We start from the raw sequence: 23,662 nt of genomic DNA, 5'->3' as shown, positions 1-23,662 counted from the left end.
TAAAATCAGGACATGACGTCATGCAAGTAAATAAACTTCGTAGTAGTTGTTACGCCGCTGCTGTTGGCGTGTTGTTGAGTATCGGAGGAACTCCTGCATTTGCCCAGTCTGATAACCAAGCCTGGGTAAGTGATGAGCTAAGCACGTATGTGCGTAGCGGCCCCACCGATGGCTATCGCATTGTAGGAACGTTAAATGCGGGTGAGCAAGTCGAGGTGCTTGAAACAAGCGGTGATTATACTCGTGTACGCAGCAATAGCGGCGATACAGTTTGGGTGCTCAGCAGCGAGCTACAGCAAAACCCGAGTGCCCGTGAACAGTTGCCTGTATTACAAGCGCAAGTAGATGAGCTCACTCAAGAGTTGAATGGTATTAACGATACTTGGGATCAACGAGTATCTTCTATGACAGAAACGCTTGATATCCGTGAACAGCGGATCGTCGAGTTAGAAGCGCGTAACCGAGAACTCGATAGTGAAGCAGAGCAGTCTCGGCAGCAGGTGCGTGCATTGCAGGCGCGTCTAGACACGCAAGAAGAAGACTTACTTATGCGCTATTTCATGTATGGCGGCGGGGTTGCCGGGGCTGGGTTATTAGTCGGTCTGATTGTTCCCCATTTACCGCGTCGTCGTAAGAAGAGAGATCGCTGGTTTTAAACAGGTTCTAAAATAAGCGTTACGCGAAATTTTGAGTACGAGGTGGTCTCAATGGAAAATCCCTGGCGTCAACGTTGGCAAGAGGGTCGTATCGGCTTTCATTTGTCCGATACGCATCCTGCGTTGGTTCAATACTGGCCTACGCTCAATGTGACGCCTGGTGCCAAGGTGCTTGTGCCGTTATGCGGAAAAAGTCTGGATATGCGTTGGCTGGCAGATGAAGGGCATCCCGTACTGGGTATTGAGCTGGCACCTGAGGCGATAGAGCAGTTTCTAGCACAGCGCAATGCAGGCGTATCGCGCTATACGCAGGCTGGATTCAATGTTTCACGCCAGGGCAGCGTCGAACTATGGTGTGGTGATTTTTTTCATTTACACATCAAGCAAGCGGCAGAAGTGGGTGCGTTTTATGACCGAGCCTCACTGATTGCGCTACCTCCCGCTACTCGAGAGCGCTACGCCTTTCACCTTGCTCAATTAGTACCACCTGGTGCTAGAGGGTTATTAGTGGGATTAACTCACGATGAAGGCAATATAGGCCCGCCCTACAGCGTGCCCAACCGTGAAATTGAACATTTGTTTGTGCCCAACTTTCGCGTTGAACTGGTTGAAAACAGAGAGGCTGATGAGCGAGGGCGCAGTGAAAGCGTTTGGGCGCTGGAGCGTCGTGGTCCGCACATATAAATCTGCCCGCTAGGCGGGCAGATATGCTCAGAGTAAACCGTTAGGGGTAAACCGTTTAGCGGGCGAGTAAGCGGCCCAGTTCTGGGTCACTAAACGCGCGGTTCAAGCCATCACTTAACAAGTCGTTTAGCATGCGTGTGTTGGCGTCTTCGCCGGGTTTGATGGCATAGCCTTGGGTGCGTCGCGAGGTGTAAGTGCCGGTATACGTCGTGCCTTTGTTCTGGGCGATTGCCCGAAAAATTCCTTCAAGGCGGGCTTCGTCGATCAGTGGTTGTCCGCTGTCACCTTTGGCATAGTTAAGGCTTGCCAGCTCAAGGGTGACACTTGGGCGGCCTTGGGCAGCATCGCGGGTTGGGGTGAACCCCATATCGCGAACAGCGCGTTCCGCTTCGGCTTGTAGCTGCGGGATTAGCTCATGACTACTCACGGTAATCTGCGCGGTAGACATACTGCCACCTGAGCGTGTTCCAATCACTTCACTTTCCCTAGCATCAGCAGTTATCACGGTGACTTGCTGGCCAGAGCCTGTCTGCGGCACGCTGGCGCTGCGCTCTGGGCTTAGCTGTAGGTACTGAGGGCTAGCGCAGGCCGCTAGCAAAACGCTGGTAAGCAGTGCACCAGAGAGGTGTAAAAAATGGCGCCGACGCATGGTATTTCTCCGCTATGGCTAAAACGTCAGTATAACGCGGGTAGTGTGCTGGCGGTATGTTCTGGTGGTGTGGGTTGTGCCGTCGCTTTCAACGCCGCATCGGGAGAAGTACCGTCAGCGATATCGATCAAATGCGTTAGGCTGTTTTTTGGGAATCGGGACCAACGATTAACCAGACGGAAAGCAAAATAACGGCAGATCCCGATAGGAATCCGCTGGAAATCGTTTCATCAAGAACTAAAAAGCCCCATAGCACAGCGAAGGGTGGTACTAAGAAAGTGACGGTGAGCGACCGTAAAGGCCCGATGTCGGCGATCAATCTAAAATAGAGGATATAAGCGAGAGAGGTGCATAAAAAGCCGACGGCTAGCAGACTGATCCACACATCACCTTGAAGCCAATCAATGCTAGGGCCATATGAAATATTCCAGATCAAAAAGGGGCTGAGAAAAGCGGTCGCGCCTATTTGACTGCCAAACGCTACCAGTGTTGAATCCAGGCCGCCCTGTTGGGTTATCCACTTTCGGGTGAGAAACCCCGCAAAGCCGTAACCAATAGTGGCTATGATGCAAGCGGCCACGCCAATGTATATATTGCCGACGGTATTTGAATCACCCACCGTAGTAATGACTGTAATACCGATAATGCCTAACGTGACACCTATCCATTTTCTTAACGATAAACGCTCGCCAAAGATAAATAAGCCAATCATGGCGCCCGTTAAAGGAGTTGTGGCATTTAAAATAGCTGAGTATCCAGTTGGTAATAATGTTGCTGCTATGCTGTACATAAGAAAAGGAATGCCTGAGTTGATAGCACCCAATATCAAAATCTTACCTAGTTTACCTCTGAACTCTAGGCTTTTGCGTATGATTAAAATGATAAAAGCTAAACCAATTAGGCCAAAAAAGACTCTAAAAAATGCTGTGTTGATTGGCCCTATGGCTGGAGAGGCGATTCGCATGAAAAGAAAGCTCGCTCCCCAGATGGCGGCTAATGATAGTAGTCGTATATAGTCGATTGCTTTCATTTAATACCCCATTTTAAAGTTTTCTATTAGTCAGCAGGCCCTAGGGTTAGCCTTGTGTGACTCAGTATTGCCGCCTTTGGGGTATGGGAAAAACCCGTTTCTTGCTGTCTTTGTAGTCGGCACAAAATAGGCATCGCTATGACGTTTACAGATCTGTTTGAAAACGACGATATGAAGTTGATTAATCTGCTTCCACAAGATGGGGCGGTTTATTATCACGGCAAAATTCTAGATACGACCACTGCCGATATTTATCTAGCTAAATGTCGGGGCGAACTAAGTTGGGAGCATGATCGAGCGTTTATTTACGGAAAAGAGATCGTTACCAAGAGGAAAGTAGCCTGGTATGCGGATGAACCGGTCTCTTATACGTACTCAGGTTATACAAAGATGGCGTCAGCGTGGCCTGGTTTTTTACAAGAAATTAAGCAGGTAGTGGAGAGTAACTGCGGTGAGGTGTTTAATTCGTGCCTGTGTAATTTTTATAGTTCAGGCACGGAAGGTATGAGTTGGCACAGTGATGCCGAAAAAGATCTTATCGCGAATGGTGCGATCGCTGCGTTGAGCCTAGGCGGTGAAAGAAAGTTTTCGTTTAAACATAAAAAAACAGGGAAGAGTGTATCGCTTAACCTAGAGCACGGTAGCCTTTTGATTATGAAAGGTACCACACAGCAAAATTGGCTACACAGCCTGCCTAAAACCAAGAAAGATCGTGAGCCACGGGTGAGCCTAACGTTTAGGCAAATGCGCTAACCCTCTTTAGGTAGGCTGGTAGCCTAGTGGTTGCGAGCGAAAGAGGCCTCCCAGAGGAGCAAATAGAAGGTGAAAGCTCTACAGCGGCGAGCTAAAGCTACCTTCCACTTGTGCCGTTGGGACGCCCTAAGCGACGCGGCTTTGCTTCTCCACTTTCGGCTCTGCTTCGGGGAAGCGGTGCCATTGACGTGGATGGACAAAGAGACGTTGTCCACGGCGCATCTGAAGCTGCTCAAAATCAGCATGGCGCACCGTTGCAAGCCATGGCTTAGCCAGCCAGTCGGCCTCCAGTTCAACACGCACTTCAGCACCTACCGGTGAAATAGCAGTAATCGTCACCGGTAAGTGGCTCTCTGCACTAGGCTGCTGGGCAAGGCGAACTTCGTGAGGACGAAGCAATAACTCTTCGTCACCGTCAGGCAAGTCAACATTGAGATGAGCGTCGCCGCAGGTGAGTACGCCTTGATGTACTTTGCCTTCTAAGTGGTTAACGTCGCCAAGGAATTCAAACACGAAACGGTTTTTGGGCGAACGATAGAGCGTTTCAGGCGTATCAATTTGCTCGATACGACCGTTACTCATCACCACGACACGGTCAGAAAGCTCCAATGCTTCTTCTTGGTCGTGGGTAACAAACACGCTGGTAAAGTTAAGCTCTTCATGAAGTCGGCGTAGCCAGCGACGTAGATCCTGACGCACTTTGGCATCCAGCGCACCAAACGGCTCATCCAATAACAACACGTCAGGCTCTACGGCCAGGGCGCGTGCAAGCGATACACGTTGCTGCTGGCCACCCGAGAGCTGGGCAGGCAAACGGTTCGCTAAATGCTGAAGCTGAACCATTTCCAGCAGCCTAAATACGCGGGCACGAATCTCGCCATTAGAAGGGCGGCGCTTTTTGGGCATCACGGTTAGCCCAAAGGCTACATTGTCGTACACGCTCATATGGCGAAAGAGAGCGTAGTGTTGGAAAACAAACCCAATGCGGCGATCGCGAACGTGAACGTTAGTTACATCACGGTCGCCGAACAGTATTTTACCGGGTTGAGGGGAGCGATCAGCGCTCTCCAAGCCGGCAATAATACGTAGAAGTGTCGTTTTTCCAGAGCCAGACGGACCAAGCAGTCCGACTAGTTCGCCTTCATGAATGTCCAGATTGATCGGCTCAAGCGCTTGGGTATTGGCAAAGTGCTTGGCGATGTTCTGTAGGCGAATACTCATAAAAATGCCTCCTGGCGCGCTGCGCGCCATTCCAGGCCTGCCTTGGCCGCAAGGGTTAACAGGGCAATAAGGGCCAGCAGTGCGGCGCTAGCAAATGCGCCCACCGCGTTGTAATCCTGATAAAGCTGCTCTAGGTGCAGTGGTAAGGTGTTTGTCTTACCACGAATAGCCCCGGCGACCACCGAAACGGCTCCAAATTCACCCACCGCACGCGCGTTGGTGAGAATGATCCCGTAAAGCAGTGCCCAGCGAATGTTAGGTAGCGTGACACGCCGAAAAGTAGTCCAGCCGCCTGCGCCGAGGGTCACGGCGGCTTCTTCTTCCCGGGAACCTTGGGCCTGCATGAGCGGAATTAGTTCGCGTGCCACAAACGGGCAGGTCACGAAAATAGTCACCATTAAAATACCGGGCCAAGCGAACATCAGTTGAATATCGTGGGTGTCTAGCCAGCTGCCAATCCAGCCGTTTCGCCCATAGAGCAGTAAATATATAAGGCCTGCTACTACTGGGGATACCGCAAACGGAATATCGATCAGTGTTTGTAAAATGCGCCGACCTGGAAAGCTGAAGCGGGTAACTAGCCACGCCAAAGCGACACCAAACACTAGACATACCGGTATGGTTAATAATGCAATGACGAGCGTTAGGCCAATCGCGTGCAAGGTGAATGTATTGCTAACGTTAGCCCAAAAGACCATTACGCCCTGGGAGAACGCTTGGGCAAAGATTGCCACCAAGGGCAGCAGCAAAAACAGCGCTGAAAGCAACAGTGCGGCGCCAATGAGTAAACGCCGCACAGCGGGTGCATCACCAATCCGACGCATTAGCCTTTTCCTCCATGCAAGCGGCGCACAAAGCGACCCTGCCAAATATTGATCGCCAGCAGTAGAGCCAGTGACACAAAGAGCACGACGGAGGCAATCGCGGAGGCGCCAGCATAGTCATACTCTTGGAGCTTGACGAAAATCATCAGCGCGGTGATTTCTGTTTCGTAGGGCATATTACCGGCAATGAAAATAATGGCTCCGAACTCACCTAACGAGCGCACAAAGGCTAGCCCAGTGCCAGTAACGAGAGCTGGCCAAAGGTGCGGCATAATCACACGCCGAAACGCCACGCCATCGGTTGCTCCAAGAGACATCGCTGCTTCATCAACTTCTGCGGGTAAATCCTCCAGCACCGGCTGTACGGTGCGCACCACAAACGGAATGCTGGTAAACGCCATGGCCAGTGCAATGCCTACCCAGGTATAGGCTACTTGAAACCCTAGCGGCTCTAATAAGCTGCCCATCCAGCCGTTACCCGCATATAGCGTAGCGAGGGTAATACCTGCAACCGCTGTGGGGAGCGCAAAGGGAAGATCCATTAAGGCATCTAAAAGACGCTTGCCGGGAAACTCATAGCGAACCAGTACCCAGGCGAGTAGTAAGCCAAATACTGCATTCACCAGCGCCGCGACAGCCGCTGCTCCTATGGTGACCATGTAACTGGCTACCACACGGCCTTCGGTAATAATGGCCCAGTATTCGGCAAGGCTAAGCCCTGCCAACTGGCCAAATAGCCCGGTGATCGGGAGAAGGAGAACCAGCGAAATAAATAGGACGCTGATCCCCATAGATAGGCCAAAGCCCGGCAGCACGCGTGCGCTGCCGGACCGCCATAATGCTAGCTGGCTCATGGGGTTCCGTTAACGACGTTGCAGTTGATCAAGTAGGGCGCCGCCTTCAAAGTGGTTTTCCATTGCTTCTTCCCAGCTGCCAAACACATCTTCAACTTCAAAAAGTTCGGTATCGGGGAATTGATCGGCAAATTCGGCTACAACCGTTTCATCGTGAACGCGATAGTTAAAGCCTGCCAGCAAGCGCTGGGTGTCTTCACGGTAGAGATACTCAAGGTAGCTCTGGGCAAGGTCGCTGTTGCCGTTGCGCTCAGCATTTTCACCCACTACCGCAACGGGGAATTCTGCCAGAATGCTGACCGGCGGCACGATGACTTCGTAGTCGTCGCTGCCGTATTCGCTACGGATGTTGTTTACTTCTGATTCAAAGCTGATCAATACGTCGCCAATGCCGCGTTCGATAAAGCTAGTGGTGGCGCCACGGCCGCCGGTATCGAACACTGCAACATTGCGCAAGAAAGTACGCATGAAGTCCTGGATTTGCTCTTCATCACCCTCAAATTCGTTCTCGGCAAATCCCCAGGCGGCTAGGTAGGTGTAGCGGCCGTTACCGGACGTCTTAGGATTAGGGAAGACCATCTGCACGTCTTCTTTCACCAGGTCATCCCAGCTCTCAATACCTTTCGGGTTGCCTTTGCGAACCAAAAATGCAGTGGTGGAGTAATAGGGAGAAGCATTGTTGTCGAACGCGTCCTGCCAGTCTTCTGCTACTAGGCCTGCATCTGCAAGAACTTGAACATCAGTCACCTGATTAAAGGTGACTACATCTGCACGCAGCCCTTGCATGATCGCGCGAGCTTGCGCTGAAGAGCCGCCGTGGGACTGGCTAATAGCAATTTCTTCGCCATGCTCTTCTTGCCACCACGCTTGGAATTCCGGATTAATAGCCGAAAATAATTCACGGGCAATATCGTAAGAGGAGTTTAGTAGCTCGCGCTCTTGGGCCATTGCCGTGGTAGAAACAGCCGTGGTAGCTACTGTCGTGCCAACAGCAGCGGCTAGCAGGCTGCGGCGTAGGCCAGTCCGGAAAAAAGTAGATCGCGTCATTACAGGCTCCTTACATCTGGGGGCGATTTAATCGCAATGAGGATAAGGTTAAACCTGTGATTGTGGAATTACAATTATGTTTTATATTCTATTTGGAAATATGCATTTAAAGATATGCGTGCATTCGCGGCAGGGCTTTAACGGCTAGGGAGATGGGGCTTCGTAGGAGGCTCTGGTAAGATATAGGCCTTCCTTTCCCCCTGTTAACCTAGGAATGCACTATGAGCGCTGCGCAGGACTTCCTGATTGCCCCTTCGATTCTTTCCGCTAATTTCGCGCGTCTTGGTGAAGAGGTCGACAATGTATTGGCCGCTGGGGCCGATATTGTCCATTTCGATGTCATGGATAATCACTATGTGCCGAACCTGACGATTGGGCCGATGGTATGCAAAGCATTGCGCCAGCATGGTGTAACGGCGCCCATTGACGTGCACCTAATGGTCAAACCCGTGGATCGCATGATCGGCGATTTTAGTGAGGCTGGGGCGAGTTACATCACGTTTCACCCGGAAGCCTCAGAACATGTTGATCGCTCATTACAGCTGATTCGCGATAGTGGCTGTAAAGCAGGGCTGGTATTTAATCCGGCAACACCGCTTTCGTATCTCGATTATGTCATGGACAAAATCGATATGGTGCTGCTGATGAGCGTCAACCCGGGTTTTGGCGGCCAGTCATTTATTCCCGGCACGCTGGATAAATTGCGTGAAGCACGGGCACGTATCGAAGCCTCAGGTCGCCCGATCCGCTTAGAAATCGACGGTGGCGTTAAAGTAGATAACATTGCCGATATCGCCGCTGCGGGTGCCGACACCTTTGTCGCTGGCTCGGCTATCTTCAATGCTCACCAGTCAAGCGACCCGCACGGTTACGATAGCGTTATCCAGCAACTGCGCGCCGAGTTAGCAAAGGGTAACGGCTAAGCGGAAAACTTAATGCAATTTCATGCGGGGCTTTAGGTAGCGGTTTAGCTTATCAACCAGCCATGCGAGTCCCGTTTTAGGCGCGCCATGAATAGACAGCTGATGCATTCGATAAAGCGAAGCGTAGGCTTGGCGCGCTAACCAGCCCTCCAAAAATAGCCCTCGAGACGCGGAGCTACGCATTAGGTTTCCTACGGCATCGTAGCGGGCGAGCGATACAAGCGAACCGTGATCACGATAAGTAAAGTTTTGCAGCGGTTTACTATTCAGGCAGTGCACGAGGTTTTTGGCAAGCACTTTGGCTTGTTGATGAGCAGCCTGAGCTCGTGGTGGCACGGTTTTGTCTTCGCCCTGAGGGCAGTCAGCGCAGTCGCCCATGGCAAAAATATAAGGGTCATCCACGCTCTGAAGCGTTTGGTGAACGCTGATTTGATTTTTCTTATTAGTGGTTAAGTCTAATTCAGCCAAAAATGGTGGTGCTTTAATGCCTGCTGCCCACACGTTTAGGTCGGTTTCGATAACCTCACCATCGCCAGTCACCAATTGATACTGCTGAGCTTCTTGAATAGCGGTGCCGGCGTGGACGGTAACGCCCATACTTTCAAGCTCTTGTTGCACTGTTTCGCTGATACGTTCTGATAAACCGGGCAGCAAGCGGGGTGCCGCTTCGATGAGGTGGACACTAATAGTTTGGTGGTCAACGGCGGTGACGCCGTAGGCATTAAGCAAGCGCGAAGCATCTAAAAGCTCCGCAGAAAGCTCTACGCCCGTTGCGCCACCGCCCACAATGCCAATGGTCAATTCAGCGTTTTGGCGAAGCGTTGGATCGGTATAACGCAAAAAGGTATTGATCATATCGCGCTGAAACGCTTTGGCTTGCTGGGGCGAATCAATAAAGTGGCAGTGTTCAGCAACGCCTGTGGTACCAAAATCATTGGAAATACTGCCGAGCGCTATTACTAGATAATCGTAAGTTAGTTTCCGAGAGGGAAGGACTTCAACGCCGTCTTCATCTTTAATGGGTGCTAGGTGAATGACTTTTTGTTCGCGATCAAGGCCATTTAAAGAGCCGCGCTGGTAGCGGTAATGGTGCGCGGAAGAGTGGCCGCGATAATCCACTTCATCCATGCTGGAGTTCAATACTCCGGTAGCGAGTTCGTGTAAAAGTGGTTTCCATACATGAGTGGCATTGCGGTCTAGCAGGACAATCTCGGCGCGCTTTTTTTTGCCTAGCGTGCGTCCTAAACGCGTGGCTAGGGCAAGCCCGCCGGCGCCGCCGCCGACAATCACAATTCGGGGGATGGTCATTACTTTCTCCTCGGCTAATATGGTCACAGCATAGAGCTTTCGGGCGTGGTTGGCGACGTGCTAAGTCGGTAGGATAAAAGAATCAACGGCGATTACGTTTACTAACGGCCATTTTTTGAAAATTATTTTTGTTTAGAGCAGGGAGTGAATAGCGTGCACGCCATTTTGCAGGGGAAGCGGTTAATTGCGTTTGATTTAGATGGCACTTTGATTGATTCGGTCCCAGATCTGACGGTGGCGGTTGAGTGCGCGCTCAGTGACGTTGGGCTGCCTGCACCCGGCGAAGAGCGTGTGCGTGACTGGGTAGGTAATGGTGCTCAGGTACTCGTCGAAAGAGCGCTAACCTGGGCGTTACCAGATGCTCTGGGGCAGGCGTTGCAAACCACCGCCTACGAGGCTTTTATGCGCCATTACGGTGCTGCTCCCAATGCGCTAACCCGGCTCTATCCAGGCGTGCGAACAGCACTGCATGACTTGCACAAGGCAGGCTATCCACTGGTACTGATTACCAACAAGCCTGAGCGCTTTATTGCCCCAATTTTGAGCCATTTTGGACTATTGTCGCTATTTACGCACTGCATTGGCGGCGACAGTCTTGCCGAGAAAAAGCCCAGCCCACTGCCGCTACTCCATGTGGCTCAACAGTTGGATATTCCACCTTCGGCAAGTGTCATGGTTGGCGATTCGCGCCACGACATCGCCGCAGGCAAAGCCGCTGGCTTTACCACCGTGGCGTTACCTTACGGCTATAATCACGGCGAGCCGATTGAGCATAGCCAACCTGATTTGATCATTAGCTCACTGCTGGCGCTAACGGAATAAAATAGACGGTGATGGGGCTGTTTTTCCAGGGCTGTTTTTCCAGGGCTGTTTTTCCAGGGCTATTTTTCTGCTCGTGCGCCGCCTAAGTATTCATGCAGTAATTCAGCGTTATGGCGCAACATGGCAGGATAGTTATAAGCGGAGCCGTCGGCATCACTTAAGGTATCTACGTATAAAGGCCCGGCTAGCGAAAGCTCCGTTTCTCGAGCATGGGCATCCATGTGGATATAGGGTGATGTACTTTCGTAAAACAGCGCAGGCGGGCGCTTTTGCGAAAGATGCATACTCATTGCTTCCATTGCCTGCGCACTGCCAATCGTCTCATTGCCAATGCCCCAAATGGCTGCGTATTCAAAGTCGTACGCGCGGGCAAAGTAGGCCATGGAGGCTTCGCTGGTGGTGAGCATGCGATTGGTTTGCGGAATGCCTTCCAAACGCTCTCTGAGTTGATGATCTAACAGCGCCAATGCTTTACGAGTTTCAGCGGCTCGGGTGGTAAACGTGTCAGCCTGCTCGGGATAGTGCTCGATAAGCGTTTTTTCTATCACATCAACATAAGCGGCTGCCCCTTTCGGGTCCATCCACATATGCGGGTCAAAATGATTCTTATACTGGCCTACTGGAATTGCTAGCGGCTCATAATCGGCGTTTTCTGCAAGTGCTATCAGCGTTAGTGAATCATCTGCCATGGCTTCGATATGCCGTATCCATGGCTCTAGCCCATGTCCGTTATAGAAAACAATGTCAGCTTCTTCGACAGCCAAGGCATTTGGCGGTTGAAGCTCCCAGCGGTGCACATCTTCCCCTGTGGGCACAATCGTTGTAATACTGATGTTGTCGCCCGCCACACGCTTTACTAAGTCTTTAACGACTGAAAATGAAGCGATAACTTTAAACGAAGTGTCTCCCAGCGCGTGAGTGCTGCTGACAGTCGTCATCAATACGAGCGTGATTATCCAGGGTGTTCGCTTGTCCATGTCACGCTCCTAACACATTAAAAAGACGGCAGATCATAAAGACAGTACAGACCTGTTACCAGTTTCGTTATGCTGCCAAGTTGCTTAAACCTAGCAGTAGGGGCTAACCAGTCACCTTCAGGATTTTTGATTACTTTGAAAAGCCCCTCACAATTTACTGATAAACTCGGCGCTAGTTCCCCACTGAAAACTACCAGAGTACTCAACTGGGGTTTGTTGGTTGGCCCTCTAAAATAAGTGTGAATGTCTTAGTCGACCCTTGGCCCTGCAAGTGGTGCTTGGGTTGGGGTATCATCCCAGCAAAGTGGTTTGATTAATGTGATGGAGTAAGTGGGGCGATGGCGCAAGTGCAGGTAGTGCAACGTGTATTGATGATCGATAACTACGACAGCTTCACGTTCAATATCGTCCAGTACTTGGGTGAGCTGGGGGCCGAGGTAATAACCTATCGCAACGATGAGCTTACCCTAGAACAAATTGACGCCTTAGCGCCTTCCCATTTAGTCATTTCACCTGGGCCATGCACCCCTAATGAAGCGGGCATATCGCTGGCGGCGATCACCCACTTTGCGGGTAAACTACCTATTTTGGGGGTTTGTCTTGGGCATCAGGCGATTGGACAGGTCTACGGTGGTAAAGTGGTGCGGGCGCCCCAAGTGATGCATGGTAAAACGTCTGCCGTCGTACATCGTGGGCAAGGCGTGTTTAGCGGGCTTGAAAACCCGCTAGAAGTGACCCGTTATCATTCACTCGTGGTAGAAAAAAATAGCTTGCCGGAGTGTTTTGAAATCACTGCTTGGACCGCAGACGATGACGTTACGCCAGGGCTGATAATGGGCTTTCGTCATCGCAGCCTGGATGTTGAAGGGGTACAGTTCCACCCTGAGTCAATACTCACGCGCCAAGGCCATGCGTTATTGGCTAACTTTTTAAAACGCGGCTGATTGCCAAATTTATACGCTTTAGGGGCTTTTCTGTTCATGCAAATGCGAGATGCAATTAACGCGGTGATGCGCCGCGAAGACCTCTCTTTCAATGCGATGCACGCGCTAATGCGCCAGATCATGACCGGCGAAGCCTCCGATGCGCAAATTGGTGGCCTGCTGGTGGGGCTTGCCATGAAAGGTGAAAGCGCCGAGGAAATTAGCGCGGCGGCCCAGGTAATGCGCGAGCTGATGAAGCGGGTGGTGCTGCACACCGATAACGTAGTCGATATTGTCGGCACCGGCGGTGATGGAGCTAACCTGTTTAATGTTTCTACGGCGGCTAGTTTCGTAGCTGCTGCCGGGGGCGCTCATGTGGCCAAGCATGGTAACCGCAGCGTTTCCTCGTCGTCGGGTAGCGCGGACCTTTTCGATATCGCCGGCATTTACCTTGATCTCAAGCCTGAGCAGGTGGCTCGCTGTATCGAACAGGTAGGTGTGGGCTTCATGTTTGCTCCCAATCACCACCCGGCCATGCGCTACGCTATCGGGCCGCGCCGAGAAATGGGCGTTCGCACGCTGTTTAACATCCTTGGACCGTTGACCAACCCCGCCAGTGCACCTAATCAAGTGTTGGGCGTTTATTCGCTTGAATTAGTGCCGCTGATGGCTGAAGTGCTCCGAAAGCTGGGCAGTCGCCACGTACTGGTAGTGCACTCTGAAGATGGCTTAGATGAAATTTCTTTGGCTGCCCCTACGCGCGTAGCTGAACTAAAAGATGGCGAAATTACCGAATACACCATTACCCCAGAAGAGTTGGGTATTGAGCGCCAAAGCCTAACACCACTAAAAGCGACCAGCGCTGAAGATAGCCTACGGTTAGTGAAGGCCTCTCTTAGCGGCGAAGGGGCAGCGGCGGATATAGTGGCACTAAATGCTGGTGCAGCACTTTACTGCTCAGGTGTGGCCGATAGTTTAAAAGAGGGCGTGATGGTGGCTCAGGATGCGCAGGCCTCAAAGTTACCGCTAGAGAAGCTTCGAGAGCTTTCACACTTCACTAGTGTCTTTAAAGGGTAAATAATCTAATGACTGATCAGGCAACGCCAACAATTTTAACGCGTATTTTGGCTCGTAAAGACGAAGAAGTAGCCGAGCGCCGACAGGCGGTTTCTGAAGCAGATCTGCTGGCGTTGGCTGACAAACAAAGCGCCCCACGTGGCTTTATTGATGCGCTGAATGACCGTATTGCCGCAGGTGATGCGGCGGTCATCGCTGAGGTGAAAAAAGCCTCGCCTTCCAAGGGCGTGATGCGTGAGGATTTTCATCCTGACGATATCGCTAAACGTTATGCAGAGGGCGGCGCAGCCTGCTTGTCAGTATTGACTGATGCGGATTTTTTCCAGGGGCATGAGGACTTTCTGATCGCCGCCCGTGATGCCTGCGACCTACCCATCATTCGTAAAGATTTTATTACCCATAGCTATCAGGTAACCGAGGCGCGTGCCATTGGTGCAGATTGCATCCTGCTGATTGTAGCTGCTTTAGACGACTCTCAACTGCGCGATCTGCACCAGCAAGCCAGTGCGTTAGGCATGGATGTGCTGGTAGAAGTGCATGACGCTGTTGAGTTAGAGCGTGCCTTAGCGCTGGATCTAAAACTGGTAGGTATCAACAACCGTAATCTGCATACCTTCGAGACCAGCCTGAATACCACACTAGACCTACTGCCGCGCATTCCTGAGGGCGTCACGGTTATCACCGAATCCGGTATCCATACCCGAGATGACGTAGAGCTAATGCGCGACCATGAGGTGAACGGTTTCTTGGTTGGTGAAGCCTTCATGCGTGAAGAGGATCCTGGCCAAGCCCTCAAGCGGCTCTTCTTTTAATCGACGTTGTTTAAAGCATTTATTAACTTGCCCGCTTGAGGCACGTAAGCAACGCCTGAAGCGGGTGGGGTAGGGGTTGCGCTGAGTAGCGTTTCACCTGGCTGCGGCAGGAGTAGCCTGTCGCTAGCAGCTTGCCCTCGTTTTCCTCGGCTTCCACCTGGGGCTGCCAGGATTGGGCGTAGATCGTCTTCGATGTGTCGACATTACGGGTTTCATGCCCGTAGGTGCCGGACATCCCGCAACAACCGGTCGCCATCAGCTCAAGCTCTAAACCAAATGCCGCAAACACCTGCTGCCAGGCCTTGGGGCTGCCCGGTGCGTTGGTTTTTTCGGTGCAGTGAGACAGCAGTTTAAAGCCAGGATCGGTTAGGTTCAGCTGGCTAGGCGCTAGCGTGTTAATACGGGTAGCCAGCCACTCTTGCAGCATTAACACGTTGGGCACTTGCTCGGCCCCCAGGGCTTTGACGTATTCTTGGCGGTAGGTCAGCGTCATGGCGGGGTCGATACCCACCATCGGTACGTCGAACTCTGCCAACGCCCGCAGGCGCTTGGCCTGTTTTTCCGCTGTGCGCTCAAAGGCGCCTAAAAAGCCCTGCACCTGCAGCGGTTTGCCGTTGGCAGAAAATGGCATCACAAACACTCGCAGATTCAACCGCGACAGCAGTTCCACCACGTCCATCACCAGCTTGGCTTCAAAGTGGCTGGTGAAGGCGTCCTGGACAATAATCACGCTGTTAGCGCGCTGCTGCTCGGTAAGCAGTACCAACGATGTGGGCGTGGCTTCGGCGATGCCCCAAGCCCTTAGCTGTTTCTTTACGCTGGCACGGGAAAGCTGCGGGGAGTCACTCATTCCAAGCCCTTTACGCATCAGGCTATCTACCCAGCGCTGGTTGAGTAGGGCGTTATACAGCGGCGCAACCTTGGCAAGGGTTGGCAACATGAATTCGGTGCCACCGATGATGTAATCGCGCAGCGGGCGTAAATAGCGGCCGTGGTAGACCTCTAAAAACTGCGAACGGAACTGCGGCACGTTGACCTTAATCGGACACTGGCCTGCACAGGATTTACACGCCAAGCAACCCGCCATGGCATCGTAAACTTCGTGAGAATAGTCGTGGTGTTGCTTGCGGCTGAGCGTATTAGCAACGCGCAGAGGAAAACTCTTAACAAAGCCCCAGCCGTTTTCGGCTTTCTTTTTGCGCGACTCCTCCACCACATCGATACCCGCCTGGGTTTGTAGGCGTAGCCACTCACGCATCAAGCTGGCGCGGCCTTTGGGCGAATGGCGCCGGTCACGGGTAGCCTTCCAGGAAGGGCACATGGGGTCATCAAGGTCGTAGTTATAACAGGCACCGTTGCCGTTGCAATACACCGCCGCGTCGTAGGCCTGCCAGGCGCGTTCGTCGATGGTGCGATCCAACTGGCCGCGCAGGGTGACGCCATCGATCGTTAACAGTTCAGGGTCGCTGTCTTTAGCGATTAGTTCATGGTTCTCAGACCTACCCGCGGCTTCGGGCGGGTTAGACAACGGCGACGCAATCTTGCCGGGGTTCAGCTGGTTATGCGGATCAAACGCGGCTTTGACGCGCTGCAGGCTGGGGTAGAGCTCACCAAAGAATTTGGGGCCGTACTCTGAGCGCACGCCTTTGCCGTGTTCTCCCCATAACAACCCGCCGTACTTCTGGGTCAGGGCTGCCACTTCATCGGAAATCTCACGAATCAGTTTTTCCTGTTGGGGATCTTTCATATCCAGCGCTGGGCGCACGTGCAGCACCCCCGCATCCACATGGCCAAACATCCCGTATGAAAGTTGCCTAGCATCCAACGCGGCGCGGAACTCAGTAATAAAGTCAGCCAAGTGCTCCGGTGGTACGGCGGTATCTTCCACAAACGCAATCGGGCGCTTTTCGCCCTGCACATTGCCCAGCAAGCCCACCGAGCGTTTACGCATGGCGTAGACTTTTTGGATCTGCGGACGGCCTTCGGCCAGGGTGTAACCTAAACGCTCGACGGTAGCGTCTTGGCTCAAATGGTCAGTGAACGCCTGTACCCGTTCCGCCAAGCGCTCAGGATCATCGTCATTAAACTCGATCAAGTTAATGCCACGAATCGGCGTACTACCGGTGGCGGGAAAAAACTCAGCTACGCTGTCCCAGACAAAATCTTCCATGGCCAGCTGCAGCACCTTGTCATCCACTGTTTCGATGGAAGTGGGCCGAGCGCTGCTGGCCATCAATGCCTTAGCATCACGCAGCGCGTCCATAAAGCCTGGGTAGCGCACATTAACCAGCGTGGCGTGATTAGGGATCGGCAGCACGTTCAGTTCCGCTTCATTCAAAAAGCCCAGCGATCCTTCCGAACCGCACAGCAGGCTGTTCAGGTTCAGTTGGCCTTGCGCCTCCCGCAGATGCGCCAAATCGTAGCCGGTTAAGCAGCGGTTAAGTGGTGGGAATTTCGCTTCAATCAGCTCACGCTGTTGGTCGATAATCTCAGCCGCAGTGGTATGCACGCGGCCAAGAATGCCTTCCTGTTGGCACTCAGCCTGTTCTTCTTCAGCGCTAAGCGGGCGGCTATGCAGATGCTTTCCCCCCAGCAGAACCGTGTCCAGTTCCAGCACATGGTCACGGGTTTTGCCGTACTCGCAGCTGCCCTGGCCGCTGGCATCGGTGGAGATCATGCCGCCGATGGTGGCGCGGTTAGAAGTAGACAGCTCCGGGGCAAAAAACAACCCATGGGGCTTCAGCGCCGCGTTGAGTTGATCCTTCACCACGCCCGCCTGAACGCGTACCCGCCGCGCCTCTACATCGATTTCGAGGATCTGGTTCATATGGCGGGAAACGTCCACCACGATACCGTCGGTCAACGACTGGCCGTTGGTACCGGTGCCGCCGCCCCGAGGCGTGAGCACGATATCGCGGTGGGGCAGCTCAGCGGCTAGCTTGGCAAGGCGCTCAAGATCTTCCGCGTGCTTAGGAAACACCGCCGCCTGAGGCAGACGCTGGTAAATCGAGTTATCCGTCGCCAGCACCGTGCGGTTGGCGTAGTCAGGGGCAATCTCGCCTTCAAAGCCGCGAGCGCGCAAGGTGTCGAGAAAACGCACGTAATAGGGTTTCAGGCGTTCAAGTGCAAAATTTCGAGAGTCAATGAATGCCATCATGATGAATGTTTTGTCGTTAAAGTGAAGTAAATGAAACGCCTTTATAGCGCTTAAAGTTGGGCAAGTTTACGTTAAGAAGCTCGATGCGACATCGATAAAATAGGCGTTTAAGAGCATAAAACGGTCATTTAAAAAGTGCGCTAAGTGCAGAAAAGAGCATTGTGGAAGAGGTTAGTTTACTTGCTAACTTACTGCTTATTAAACTGATATTTACTGAGCAATGAATTCATGTCGAAAGGTGAGACGGTGAGGAACTGGCAAATTAGGCGTTTTTCTATTGTTTAATGTCGCTTAATTGCCAGTACCCTTGCCTGAATTTCAATAGCCTAGACATATATTTGCTTACTAATAATCACAATATATCGGGGGTGTATAGATGGAGTGGATTCACTATGCGGCGTCTAATTTTGATGTACTTATAGCGCGCACGATTGAGCACATTGTCCTTGTTGGAATAGCCGTTGGTATTGCAACGTTGACGGGGGTGCCTATCGGTATTGCCATAACCAAAAACGAAAAAATGGCTAAGACCGTTCTTTACATCGCTTCTATTATTGTCACCATCCCCTCTATTGCCTTGTTTGGCATCATGATACCGATCTTGTCTATCGTCGGTCATGGCATTGGATACGTGCCCGCTGTTATTGCTGTTTTGCTGTATTCGCAGCTCCCTATTATTCGCAATACCTACACCGCGATAAATAACGTCGATCCAGCACTTCGTGAAGCTGCTCGTGGCATTGGTATGAGCCAGAACCAGCGCCTACAAAAAGTTGAAATTCCCTTGGCTGTGCCGGTGATCATGGCCGGCGTGCGCACGGCGGTCGTGCTCAATATAGGTGTCATGGCTATTGCTGCTTATATAGGCGCGGGTGGGCTAGGTACCTTCATTAGTCGTGGCATTTCTCAGTCAGACCCACGCCAACTTATCTTAGGCGCCATTGCAGTCAGCCTTCTGGCAATCATTGTTGATTACGCGCTGCTATACCTCCAAAAGCGATTGACGCCCAAGGGTATGGAACAGGTGCCCGCCTGTAACTGATGTAGCCCTTCAGCCCTCATTTAACAAAAAAGGATACCAGCATGATTCGACTGGATAATCTAACGAAGGTTTTCGATACACCAAAAGGCGCGGTGGTTGCTGCTGATCATATTAATATGGAAGTGCCCACGGGTGAGATATGCATTTTGCTGGGACCTTCCGGTTGCGGCAAAACCACCACGTTGAAGATGATTAATCGCATCGTTCGCCCTACCTCTGGCAAGGTTTTTATCGATGATGAAGACACTTCTTCGCTAGACACCCAAACATTACGCCGCAATATTGGCTATGTCATTCAGCAGATAGGCCTGTTTCCCAACATGACTATCGAAGAAAACATTACGGTGGTGCCTAAGCTCCTTGGCTGGGACAAAGCCAAATATAAGGAAAGAGCCAGAGAGCTAATGCGCATGATTGCGCTGGAGCCAGATGCCTTTCTCAAGCGTTACCCTAGTGAGCTTTCTGGTGGTCAGCAGCAGCGTATTGGTGTTGCCCGAGCCTTGGCCGCAGACCCTCCCGTCATGTTAATGGACGAGCCCTTTGGAGCTATCGATCCTATTAATCGCGCAGTGATTCAAGATGAGTTCTTGAAGATGCAGCAAGAACTCAAGAAAACCATCATGTTTGTTAGTCACGATATTGATGAGGCCATCAAGATGGGAGACCGTATTGCAATCTTCCGTGACGGTCATTTAGTGCAATACGCTACCCCTGATACTTTGCTTGCCGCACCGAAAGATAGCTTTGTTGAATCATTTCTCGGCGAAGACCGTGCTCTTAAGCGGCTCAACTTAATTAGTGTTCGGGAAGTTATTAGCACTAATTTCGAAACGGTTTCGCCCCGCGATAGTCTGGAAAGTGCGCTGCAAAAGCTCGATAAGTGCGGCTATCAGCACGCTATTGTGATGGTCAACGAAGAACGCCAGCCAGTCGGAATTATCCCACGTTCAGTGGCACAAATGAGTCAAGGCAGTTGTCACGACTATGCTCAAAAGGTGCCCGCTGTTGTGAACGTTAATGATGATCTGCGTAAAGCGGTGTCTTTAATGCTTGCGCACGATATCACCTGGCTGCCATGTGTTGATGATGAAGGTCGCTTGAGTGGGCATATCACGCAGCGTGCGATGACCCATCATCTTGGTGCACGTTTTCGTACTCAGCAAGCCGCTGCAGAGCTTGCCGACCCGATGGCAGAGGAGTGAGCTAATGCCCATTCAAAGTCTTAAAGGGGTCTTCCGCTTACTGCTCCTGGTGGCTGTCTTTGTTGCCGGCGCCTGGAGCTACGCGACAGGCGTTATTGAAGAATTCATATTTTACTTGCCCGATATTCAGTTTTTAACAATGGAGCACCTATGGCTCACTGTTATCTCTGGATCGCTGGCAATTCTAGTCGCGATACCTTTAGGCATTGTGCTCTCCCGTCCGAGTATGGCGCGTTGGGCAGAATCTGGTATGCAAGTGCTTAATATTGGGACAACGATTCCAACGCTAGCAGTACTTGCGTTATCAATGAGCTTGCTAGGTATAGGTATAGTACCTGCTGTATTTGCCTTGTTTGTTGCCACACTACTGCCTATTACTCGCAATACTTATACGGGGCTAAAAGGCGTGTCTCCGGCATTAAAAGAGGCTGCTTCAGGTATCGGTATGTCGCCTGCACAGCGGCTAATACGCGTCGAATTACCCAACGCACTGTATGTTATTTTTGCGGGCATCCGAACAGCTCTCGCAATCAATGTTGGCACCGTACCGTTGGCATTTTTAATCGGCGCAGGAGGGCTAGGAGAGTTAATTTTTACCGGTATTGATCTTTACGACCCTCTGATGATGCTCGCTGGTGCTATCCCGACTGCCATACTAGCTATTTTGGTTGATGCCGCAGTCGCCAGTATTGCTTTTCTTGTCGTACCCCGCGGGGTTAATCCCGCTCGCCGAGCAGCGAATGCGTAGCAGCTGCACAATAACAATTGATATAGGAAGCTCCAAAATGATTAAGCCTATCTTATCTGTTTTAAGTAGTATCGCTCTTATCGGTGTCAGCTCCGCTTACGCTGCCAATATTACTGTTGGTGGAAAGAATTTCACTGAACAGCAGATTTTAGCGAGCATGACCAGCCAGTATCTAGAGGGGTTGGGCTACGATGTAAATACTCGGGCTGGCATGGGGTCTGCTGTGCTTCGCCAAGCGCAAGAGAATGGCCAGATTGATGTATACTGGGAGTATACGGGCACTTCGCTTATTAACTATAATAATATCTCCGAACGTCTTAGTGCTGAAGAAACGTATGAGCGCGTCAAAGAGCTTGATGCTGAAAAAGGATTAGTATGGTTAGAACCATCTGCTGCTAATAATACCTATGCATTGGCAATGAGAGAATCAGACACAGCAGAGCGTGGTATTACAACCCTTTCTGAGCTGGCAAGTGCAATTAATGATGGCGAGTCACTATCGTTTGGATTAAATGCTGAATTCTATGCGCGGGATGATGGTTGGCGTCCACTGATGGAGGCCTATGATTTTAATGTTGGTCGCCGTGATATAAGCCGTATGGATTCAGGACTTGTATATCAAGCACTTCGTGATGGGCAGGTAGATGTAGGATTGGTGTTTGCTACTGATGGGCGTATTCCAGCGTTTGGGTTTTATGTGCTTGAAGATGATAAAGACTATTTTCCAGCCTATGCACTAACACCTGTTGTTCGCCAGGAAACACTGGAGCTTCATCCAAATGTAGAGTCTGAGCTTAACGAGCTATCAGCATTGTTAGATGACGAGATTATGGCGGCGCTTAACGCAGAAGTTGATGTTGAGCGTAAAAGTATTGAAAATGTTTCTAAAGATTTTTTAGAGCAGAACGATATGCTATAAATAAAATTACGGTGTGAAGCGCGACCGCCTTTAGGCGGTCGTTTTTGCGTTAAAGTGGCTTTTTTAAACTGATATTTTATCTTTTGATGGGATACGCTATGCATTATCAGGATAAGCTTAAAGTGGCTGCTGCGCAGATAAATAGTATGCTTTGTGATATAGACGCTAATCTTGATCGCCATATCTCACTGATAGAAGAGGCTAAGGAGCAAAGTGTTGAACTATTAGTGTTTCCAGAGCTTTCGTTGACAGGGTACTCCCTCGGAAGCAATGTGATGAAAGTTGCGATGCCATTAGAAGATGCTCGTTTGATGGCGCTTGCAAAGGTTTGCGAAGGCATGCAGACAATTGTCGGTTTTGTCGAGGAAGCAAGTCCAGGTGAGTATTATAATGCAATGGCTATTTTACAACATGGGAAGTTGGTTGCCGTTCACCGTAAGCTTAACCTTCCTACTTATGGTGGGTTGGAAGAAGGTAAATGGTTTTCACACGGCAGTGAACTAACAATGGCGCAAGTTTGCCCAGGCTGGTCTAGTACACCGCTAATATGCGCAGACTTATGGAACCCTGCGTTAGTTCACGCGGCGCTGCTACCTCGTCCCACCGTGCTATGTGCTCCTATTAATTCGGCCTCCGGCGTGGTTAGTCAGGATTTTTCTAACGAGGAAAATTGGTTGCTGAATGTGCGCTTCTACGCCATGACTTACGGTACACCAGTTATTATGAGCAACCGCTACGGCCCCGAGGAGCAAAGCCATTTCTGGGGTGGGTCGTGCATTATCGGCCCGCGTGGAGAGTTGCTTGCTGAAGCAGAAGATCGTGAAATGCTGATTATGGCCGAACTGTCACGAACACATATTGCTAGAGCACGTTTTGAGCTTCCCACTCATAGAGACGCAGATACACCACTGATTCGTGAGCTGATGGCTGGTTATCGCTAGTCCCTTTAGCCCTGGATTTAGAGTGAGTAGGGACTCTTTGGAGATATAAATATTAGCTGATGGACTTTCTCTGTTCACGCGGTGATAGTCCATATTGTTTTCTATAGCATTTGCTAAAGTGAGATGTTGACGAGAACCCTGTTGCGGTTGCAATGTTCAAAACGCTCATGGATGTCTTACGCAGTAGGTTGTCGCCGTGTTCAAGGCGCAGTCTAAGATAATATGCTGCTGGAGTAAGGGAGAATTTATCTTTAAATAAGCGCTGCAGTTGTCGATTAGATATATTGGCCATTTGAGCAATACTGTCGCAGTTAATCGGGTCTTCAATATGTGACTGCATAATTTTAATTGAAGTGGATAGCGCAGGATTGTGAATGCCAAGCAGTTCTTCGATGGGCATTCGCTGCATTTCATGCGCAGAGCGGATGGTGGGGTGGATACACTGTTCGGCAATTTTTTTTGCTAAATCACTTCCTTGTTGGTTCTCAATTATTGAGAGCATCATGTCGAGTCCTGCAGTGCCACCAGAGCAAGTCATTATGTTGCCCGAGATCTCAAAAAGCTCATGGGTAACAATCAGCTCAGGGTACTCTTCCTGAAGGTTAGCCTGATCTTCCCAGTGGATCGTGCAGCGTTTATTTTTTAATACGCCCGCCTTCGCGAGAAGAATACTCCCCGTAGAGGTAGACCCTAAGAGTTTATTACTACGTGAAATTTCACGTAGCCATTTAAACAGGCTTTGATCAGCAATAAGATTGGTGCCTAAACCTGCGACCAAAATAAGGCTGTCAAGCTGCCTCCATTCACTTACCGGTAAACTAGGGGTAAAGGAAATACCATTGCTTGCTATAACCGCTTGGTCATTAAGGCTTAGTAGCTCCCAATGATATACAGGTTCATTGCTAAGTCGGTTGGCAATACGTAATGGCTCTATCACTGAGCTAAAAGAGAGCATCGCGAAATTAGGAAAAAGCAAGAAGCCAATACTGAAAGGGTGGGATGCTTGTCTGTCGCGTGTCATAATTGTTTTCTTTTATGGCGTTTTAATGTCTTTAACGATGGGGCCGTTATAGCAAGATGTCAATGCCTCAAT

The 23,662-nt window shown here is 50.9% G+C and carries 23 protein-coding genes; 13 read left to right on the top strand and 10 right to left on the bottom strand.

All coding sequences use genetic code 11. The features are described from left to right. Nucleotides 1-20: 20 nt before the first annotated feature. Together L1X57_RS18425 and L1X57_RS18420 are read left to right on the top strand one after the other, a co-directional pair. Entirely contained in the window at nucleotides 21-656 is a 636-nt protein-coding gene (locus tag L1X57_RS18425; protein WP_009722669.1) for a TIGR04211 family SH3 domain-containing protein, read from the top strand. A gap of 51 nt (nucleotides 657-707) precedes the next feature. Beyond that, complete coding sequence (locus tag L1X57_RS18420) at nucleotides 708-1,340, top strand: thiopurine S-methyltransferase (RefSeq protein WP_009722670.1); 633 nt, start codon at nucleotides 708-710, stop codon at nucleotides 1,338-1,340. Nucleotides 1,341-1,395: 55 nt separating this feature from the next. Here L1X57_RS18420 and L1X57_RS18415 read toward each other — a convergent pair whose 3' ends face one another. Both L1X57_RS18415 and L1X57_RS18410 read right to left on the bottom strand, forming a co-directional pair. Beyond that, complete coding sequence (locus L1X57_RS18415; protein WP_009722671.1) at nucleotides 1,396-1,989, bottom strand: YajG family lipoprotein; 594 nt, start codon at nucleotides 1,987-1,989, stop codon at nucleotides 1,396-1,398. Nucleotides 1,990-2,125: 136 nt separating this feature from the next. Then, nucleotides 2,126-3,019, bottom strand: a complete 894-nt coding sequence (locus tag L1X57_RS18410; protein ID WP_009722672.1) for a DMT family transporter — start codon at nucleotides 3,017-3,019, stop codon at nucleotides 2,126-2,128. A 171-nt stretch (nucleotides 3,020-3,190) separates the two neighbouring features. Between L1X57_RS18410 and L1X57_RS18405 the strand changes: the two genes are divergently transcribed. Next, a complete protein-coding gene (locus tag L1X57_RS18405; protein WP_234667837.1) occupies nucleotides 3,191-3,772 on the top strand; it encodes an alpha-ketoglutarate-dependent dioxygenase AlkB family protein in 582 nt (193 codons plus the stop codon). 126 nt (nucleotides 3,773-3,898) lie between these two features. On the opposite strand, the gene L1X57_RS18400 is transcribed toward L1X57_RS18405, so the two are convergent. From L1X57_RS18400 to cysP, 4 genes are read right to left on the bottom strand one after another with little or no spacing between them, the layout of a single operon-like run. Further along, nucleotides 3,899-4,993, bottom strand: coding sequence for a sulfate/molybdate ABC transporter ATP-binding protein (locus L1X57_RS18400; protein ID WP_009722674.1), 1,095 nt, complete (start codon nucleotides 4,991-4,993; stop codon nucleotides 3,899-3,901). Continuing rightward, entirely contained in the window at nucleotides 4,990-5,817 is an 828-nt protein-coding gene (gene cysW, locus L1X57_RS18395; RefSeq protein ID WP_009722675.1) for a sulfate ABC transporter permease subunit CysW, read from the bottom strand. Before cysW ends, L1X57_RS18400 begins: the two co-directional genes overlap by 4 nt. After that, a complete protein-coding gene (gene cysT, locus L1X57_RS18390) occupies nucleotides 5,817-6,671 on the bottom strand; it encodes a sulfate ABC transporter permease subunit CysT (RefSeq protein ID WP_009722676.1) in 855 nt (284 codons plus the stop codon). Before cysT ends, cysW begins: the two co-directional genes overlap by 1 nt. 9 nt (nucleotides 6,672-6,680) lie before the next feature. Further along, nucleotides 6,681-7,718, bottom strand: a complete 1,038-nt coding sequence (gene cysP, locus L1X57_RS18385) for a thiosulfate ABC transporter substrate-binding protein CysP (protein WP_009722677.1) — start codon at nucleotides 7,716-7,718, stop codon at nucleotides 6,681-6,683. Nucleotides 7,719-7,939: 221 nt separating this feature from the next. Here cysP and rpe point away from each other — a divergent pair, with 221 nt between their 5' ends. After that, on the top strand, nucleotides 7,940-8,641 hold the full coding sequence (rpe, locus tag L1X57_RS18380; protein ID WP_009722678.1) for a ribulose-phosphate 3-epimerase: 702 nt from the start codon (nucleotides 7,940-7,942) through the stop codon (nucleotides 8,639-8,641). 9 nt (nucleotides 8,642-8,650) lie between these two features. On the opposite strand, the gene L1X57_RS18375 is transcribed toward rpe, so the two are convergent. Continuing rightward, nucleotides 8,651-9,949, bottom strand: coding sequence for an NAD(P)/FAD-dependent oxidoreductase (locus tag L1X57_RS18375; RefSeq protein ID WP_009722679.1), 1,299 nt, complete (start codon nucleotides 9,947-9,949; stop codon nucleotides 8,651-8,653). Between the two features lie 153 nt (nucleotides 9,950-10,102). Here L1X57_RS18375 and L1X57_RS18370 point away from each other — a divergent pair, with 153 nt between their 5' ends. Next, entirely contained in the window at nucleotides 10,103-10,771 is a 669-nt protein-coding gene (locus tag L1X57_RS18370) for a phosphoglycolate phosphatase (protein ID WP_009722680.1), read from the top strand. 59 nt (nucleotides 10,772-10,830) lie between these two features. Here L1X57_RS18370 and L1X57_RS18365 read toward each other — a convergent pair whose 3' ends face one another. Continuing rightward, on the bottom strand, nucleotides 10,831-11,748 hold the full coding sequence (locus tag L1X57_RS18365; RefSeq protein WP_009722681.1) for a metal ABC transporter substrate-binding protein: 918 nt from the start codon (nucleotides 11,746-11,748) through the stop codon (nucleotides 10,831-10,833). A 338-nt stretch (nucleotides 11,749-12,086) separates the two neighbouring features. Here L1X57_RS18365 and L1X57_RS18360 point away from each other — a divergent pair, with 338 nt between their 5' ends. Genes L1X57_RS18360 through trpC form a run of 3 tightly spaced genes read left to right on the top strand, consistent with a single transcriptional unit; the run spans nucleotide 12,087 to nucleotide 14,560 of the window. Next, entirely contained in the window at nucleotides 12,087-12,692 is a 606-nt protein-coding gene (locus tag L1X57_RS18360; protein WP_009722682.1) for an anthranilate synthase component II, read from the top strand. Nucleotides 12,693-12,728: 36 nt separating this feature from the next. Then, nucleotides 12,729-13,748 (top strand): anthranilate phosphoribosyltransferase, encoded by a 1,020-nt coding sequence (trpD, locus tag L1X57_RS18355; RefSeq protein ID WP_009722683.1) that lies wholly within the window; start codon nucleotides 12,729-12,731, stop codon nucleotides 13,746-13,748. 8 nt (nucleotides 13,749-13,756) lie between these two features. Further along, the gene (gene trpC / locus L1X57_RS18350) at nucleotides 13,757-14,560 is read left to right on the top strand and encodes an indole-3-glycerol phosphate synthase TrpC (RefSeq protein ID WP_009722684.1); all 804 of its coding nucleotides are present in this window, start codon (nucleotides 13,757-13,759) and stop codon (nucleotides 14,558-14,560) included. Between the two features lie 22 nt (nucleotides 14,561-14,582). Here the strand turns inward: trpC and ydiJ are convergent, their stop codons facing one another. Beyond that, on the bottom strand, nucleotides 14,583-17,717 hold the full coding sequence (ydiJ, locus tag L1X57_RS18345; protein ID WP_234667836.1) for a D-2-hydroxyglutarate dehydrogenase YdiJ: 3,135 nt from the start codon (nucleotides 17,715-17,717) through the stop codon (nucleotides 14,583-14,585). A 376-nt stretch (nucleotides 17,718-18,093) separates the two neighbouring features. Between ydiJ and L1X57_RS18340 the strand changes: the two genes are divergently transcribed. The 5 genes from L1X57_RS18340 to L1X57_RS18320 all read left to right on the top strand — a co-directional run bounded on the left by L1X57_RS18340 (nucleotide 18,094) and on the right by L1X57_RS18320 (nucleotide 22,569). After that, nucleotides 18,094-18,759: an ABC transporter permease gene (locus L1X57_RS18340; protein ID WP_009722686.1), complete on the top strand. Its 666-nt coding sequence runs from the start codon at nucleotides 18,094-18,096 to the stop codon at nucleotides 18,757-18,759. Between the two features lie 41 nt (nucleotides 18,760-18,800). Then, the gene (locus L1X57_RS18335; protein ID WP_009722687.1) at nucleotides 18,801-19,961 is read left to right on the top strand and encodes an ABC transporter ATP-binding protein; all 1,161 of its coding nucleotides are present in this window, start codon (nucleotides 18,801-18,803) and stop codon (nucleotides 19,959-19,961) included. A gap of 4 nt (nucleotides 19,962-19,965) precedes the next feature. After that, nucleotides 19,966-20,709 carry an ABC transporter permease gene (locus L1X57_RS18330; protein WP_009722688.1) on the top strand — a complete coding sequence of 248 codons (744 nt, stop codon included), beginning with the start codon at nucleotides 19,966-19,968 and terminating at the stop codon, nucleotides 20,707-20,709. 37 nt (nucleotides 20,710-20,746) lie between these two features. Beyond that, nucleotides 20,747-21,628 carry a glycine betaine ABC transporter substrate-binding protein gene (locus L1X57_RS18325; protein WP_009722689.1) on the top strand — a complete coding sequence of 294 codons (882 nt, stop codon included), beginning with the start codon at nucleotides 20,747-20,749 and terminating at the stop codon, nucleotides 21,626-21,628. A gap of 98 nt (nucleotides 21,629-21,726) precedes the next feature. Then, a complete protein-coding gene (locus L1X57_RS18320; RefSeq protein ID WP_009722690.1) occupies nucleotides 21,727-22,569 on the top strand; it encodes a nitrilase-related carbon-nitrogen hydrolase in 843 nt (280 codons plus the stop codon). 52 nt (nucleotides 22,570-22,621) lie between these two features. Here L1X57_RS18320 and L1X57_RS18315 read toward each other — a convergent pair whose 3' ends face one another. Next, nucleotides 22,622-23,590, bottom strand: coding sequence for a GlxA family transcriptional regulator (locus L1X57_RS18315; RefSeq protein WP_009722691.1), 969 nt, complete (start codon nucleotides 23,588-23,590; stop codon nucleotides 22,622-22,624). Nucleotides 23,591-23,662 lie beyond the last annotated feature (72 nt).

The sequence above is a fragment of the Halomonas sp. TD01 genome (assembly GCF_923868895.1).
Lineage (GTDB): Bacteria > Pseudomonadota > Gammaproteobacteria > Pseudomonadales > Halomonadaceae > Vreelandella.
This window is presented reverse-complemented; position numbering and strand designations above follow the sequence as displayed.